The 3,422-nt window shown below is 63.4% G+C and carries 6 protein-coding genes; 3 read left to right on the forward strand and 3 right to left on the reverse strand.

All coding sequences use genetic code 11. The annotated features are described in order from the left end of the window. The first annotated feature begins 366 nt into the window (after positions 1-366). The 3 genes from J2X36_RS26620 (at position 367) to J2X36_RS26630 (ending at position 1,368) form a co-directional block, all read left to right on the forward strand. Positions 367-684: a hypothetical protein gene (locus tag J2X36_RS26620; protein WP_310355213.1), complete on the forward strand. Its 318-nt coding sequence runs from the start codon at positions 367-369 to the stop codon at positions 682-684. Beyond that, positions 656-823, forward strand: coding sequence for a hypothetical protein (locus J2X36_RS26625; RefSeq protein WP_310355215.1), 168 nt, complete (start codon positions 656-658; stop codon positions 821-823). The genes J2X36_RS26620 and J2X36_RS26625 overlap by 29 nt, the downstream gene beginning before the upstream one ends. A 185-nt stretch (positions 824-1,008) precedes the next feature. Further along, positions 1,009-1,368 (forward strand): PRC-barrel domain-containing protein, encoded by a 360-nt coding sequence (locus J2X36_RS26630; RefSeq protein ID WP_310355217.1) that lies wholly within the window; start codon positions 1,009-1,011, stop codon positions 1,366-1,368. 32 nt (positions 1,369-1,400) lie between these two features. Here J2X36_RS26630 and J2X36_RS26635 read toward each other — a convergent pair whose 3' ends face one another. The 3 genes from J2X36_RS26635 to J2X36_RS26645 form a co-directional block, all read right to left on the reverse strand. Then, positions 1,401-2,192: a hypothetical protein gene (locus J2X36_RS26635; RefSeq protein ID WP_310355218.1), complete on the reverse strand. Its 792-nt coding sequence runs from the start codon at positions 2,190-2,192 to the stop codon at positions 1,401-1,403. A 214-nt stretch (positions 2,193-2,406) separates the two neighbouring features. After that, entirely contained in the window at positions 2,407-2,616 is a 210-nt protein-coding gene (locus tag J2X36_RS26640) for a hypothetical protein (RefSeq protein ID WP_310355220.1), read from the reverse strand. A 139-nt stretch (positions 2,617-2,755) separates the two neighbouring features. Beyond that, the gene (locus tag J2X36_RS26645; RefSeq protein ID WP_310355222.1) at positions 2,756-3,202 is read right to left on the reverse strand and encodes a hypothetical protein; all 447 of its coding nucleotides are present in this window, start codon (positions 3,200-3,202) and stop codon (positions 2,756-2,758) included. Between the last annotated feature and the right edge of the window lie 220 nt (positions 3,203-3,422).

Below are 3,422 nucleotides of genomic sequence, written 5' to 3' on the forward strand. Positions count from 1 at the left end.
ATTTTAGACCTAGACCCAACATTTTTGCATTATGGTGCTCGCCCGATCAGCCCACCGAGAGCTATTCTGCAGTCTTAGTATTCACTCGTCAGACTCGATCGCTCCAGTCAGATCCGAGACGGCGCTCAATGACATTCCAAAAGCCCGAAACGACTCCGCTCGAACGGCTTTGGAAAGTCGTACGCGGGCAAGCCTTAATGGAACAGCGCAAGAGTACGTTCGAAGCGCAGCGGTAGAATTATTTCGCTTGCCGCGCAGACTGGCATGCCAAATAATGCATGCATCGAGCCCTGCAGTGGATCCTGGTTCGCCGTAGCCGAACACGGCGTTTTACCAGCGTTCACCCTATCACGACGGAGCCGGAGCATGCGTCGCTACGCGATCCCGATGGCCTTCGTCCTCGCCACGAACGGCGCCCGCGCCGCTGAGATGGTCGAGGCGCCGGTTCCGAGCCGCGCGCCAGCGCTCGTCTCGCAGCTCGTCGGCTACGCGATCACCCTGGAGAAGTGCAAGGCGGTCAAGCCTGGCCGCAACGCCCAGGCGCCCTGGCTCGCCATCCGGGCGGCCTACGGCCCCGCGCAGGAGTGCTGGGAGCACGATGAGGCACGGCTCAAGGCAACTCGTGCGCACCGAGATCAACCGCCAGCGCCTGACCATGCCGGAGCCCGCCGACGGCTGGTGTGAGGAGGCCAGGCGTGCCTACGGCCGCCGCGGCACCGTCTACCCGGACGCGATCTCGATGATCGACGGCTCGTCCAGCAGCGCCTCCTTGGGTGCCGAGGCGATGTTCACCGCCGACACGCTGGAGATCTACCAGCACTGATCGCGCTCCGCGAAATGGCTGGCCGGGCTCTCCATAATTCCGCCTATCGATCTGGGCAGCGCTCTATGGGAGTTATCATTTGAGCTTGCCGCCTGCCGCGACGAGGCACAGCCTCGCCGAACGTGAGGGCATGTCTATCGTGGCTGCCGCTGAACCGGAAGCTTAGGAACCGAGCTATGGCTGAGATGGCCACGTCATCGGCTCCGAGCCACCCGCTCATCGAGAGCGACCACATCGAGGGGACCGCTGTTTTCGATGCGGACGGAAAACGGGTCGGGACCATCAAGCGCCTCGTGATCGAGAAGATCAGCGGCCAAGTCGTCTATGCCGTCACCTCGTTCGGTGGTTTCCTGGGCGCGGGTTCCGAGATCCATACGGTTCCCTGGGAACAGCTGCATTACAACCCGAAGCTTCACGGCTACCACACGACCATCACGGTGGAGCATCTGCGCCGAGCACCTGAGTTCTCGCGGATCGACGAGGCATTGCTGTCCGGGCACGAGAGGCAGCAACTCAGCAATTTCTATGCGGAACCCATGCCCTGAGGATCGCCTTGTGCTCGGTCCCACAATACCGCTCACACGAGGCGGTGGGCTCCATAACGCTCAATCGGCGACGCCCTCGCCGTTTGGGTGCTATGGAACCTGCATGGCTGGATCAGTGAGGCGCTCGGTGCTCTCTCGCTCCCGATCGCATTCCGCACGAAGGTGACGATGGCCTCGCCCTGCCGCTTGGCCATGTGCTGAGCCGTCTCTGCGCGGGACCCGGGGCTGCTGTTCCAGACCGACCAAACGGCCACCAGCCGGGGCGAGATCGAGACGACTGCCTTGCAGAACTTCCCTTCCTGATCGCAGGCAACCTCGGGCTCACCGATGGATGCGCCCATGACTGCGAGCCGGCCTGTCTGCTTCTCGTTGCCCACCCTGTACAGTGCTAGGTTGTTGCGATCGGTCAACGCGAAGCGCTCAGGAACATCCAGCAGAACGCCTGAGCGATTATGCCTGCAGAGGTGCCGAGACCACCGGCGCGTGAGGCGAGGACAGATCGCCTGCGACTGCGCCGTCTCACCGTGGGTGCCGTAAACAGCGACAGACACCTCGACCTGCTCGACAGGCAATGGCTTAGCGGGGTCGCCTGACATCTCCCGCAGACGCCTCTTGAGGGCGGGTTCCAGGCGATCATGGCTGTACCGGTAGGAGAGGGGTCCGGTGAGCGAACCCACGGCAACGAGGGGCAGAACGATCTGCTGCCCACCAACCGTGAGATGCGCGTCGGTGGCGAGATACGCGACATCAGGGACGAAGGGGGGCTCGCCACACCCGCTCAACGTCAGGACCCAGAGGATCGCTGCTGTCTGCCGCCCTGCCATAAGGACCTTTTAGCCGTCTGATCCCAACCACTCGTCAACACGGTTCCACGGACACGTACGTCGTCCGAACTGGCTGTGCAGACATGCGCCGGCGTTCCAATAGGGCTTGCCCTAGTGAGAGGGGTGGAAGCCGATCAATTTGCCTCTCACACTCGCTGCCTTCGGAGTTTTGATCGCCGGATGCGGTAACATCTAAGGCCCTAGAGAGGCTGGCTCACTCGGCCTGCGAGACGAACAGGTACGTTGCAGAGGGGTAGGCCGCCGAGCTTGCGCGATGGGTCACGCTGTCGACCCTGAAATGCAGGTAGCCTTCACCGCTCTGCGGCGGCACCGAGACGGTGTCGCCAGGTCTCGGCAGGTTGGCGAACTCGTAGGGCCCAACCTCGGTCTTCTCATCCTTCCAGATCTCGCACACGATCAACATTCCGCTCTCCGGTTGCACGCGGAACTGACCCCACCTGCCAGGCCAAACTCCCTGCGCGCCCGCAGGTCCATGCTGCTACCGGTACAAGAAGGCCAAGCGCTGCCGCCGGTTGGGTTTGGGCATACCTCAGCGGACGAGCTTAGAAGCTGTAGCCGATCCGCAGCCTGAACTGATGCCGCTCGAAGTTCGCGAGATCGCGCGGCCCAAGCTCACCTACGGCGCGGCCGCTCACCTGATAGCTCCAGGCGAGAGAAGCCCAGGTGCGGTCCGAAAATGCGTGGTAGATCGTTGGCCCTAGGTAGACAGCCTCACCGGAAAGCCGCTCGAGGCGCAAACCCTCGTAGGCGCGGGCGTAACGCACCTCTCCGCCGAAGAAGAGGCCAGGCTGCACCTGGTAGGCCAGTGCACCAGAGACCTCCAATCCTGACCCTCTCTCGACGGCACCAGACGCGAGCTGCCTCGCAGTGGCGAAGCCGTATTCCACGTTGATGGCCCCGATCAGCTTGCCCGGCACGATCTCACGGTCAGCCAAGAGGCCGATCCTGGTGCCGTAACCGCTCACGCCCTGGCCCGTCAGCTCGTCCACACGGCTGACAAAGGGCACAACCCTCAGGGTGAGGCCGAAGGGGGCAGACCTGCGGTTCAGGAGGCGGTAACGCGTATCAAGGAAGGCGCTGTCGAGTGTGCCCGAAGTGCGGCTGGGCAGGTCCGGTGGTCCGCCCCCACGCGGTGGCCCAGGTTGGAAGTTAGTGCACGGTCGGCCGCTCCACCACGGACAGTCTGGCCGGCGCGGCCGGCCAACCGGC

It is taken from the genome of Methylobacterium sp. BE186, from assembly GCF_031457035.1.
Lineage (GTDB): Bacteria > Pseudomonadota > Alphaproteobacteria > Rhizobiales > Beijerinckiaceae > Methylobacterium > Methylobacterium segetis.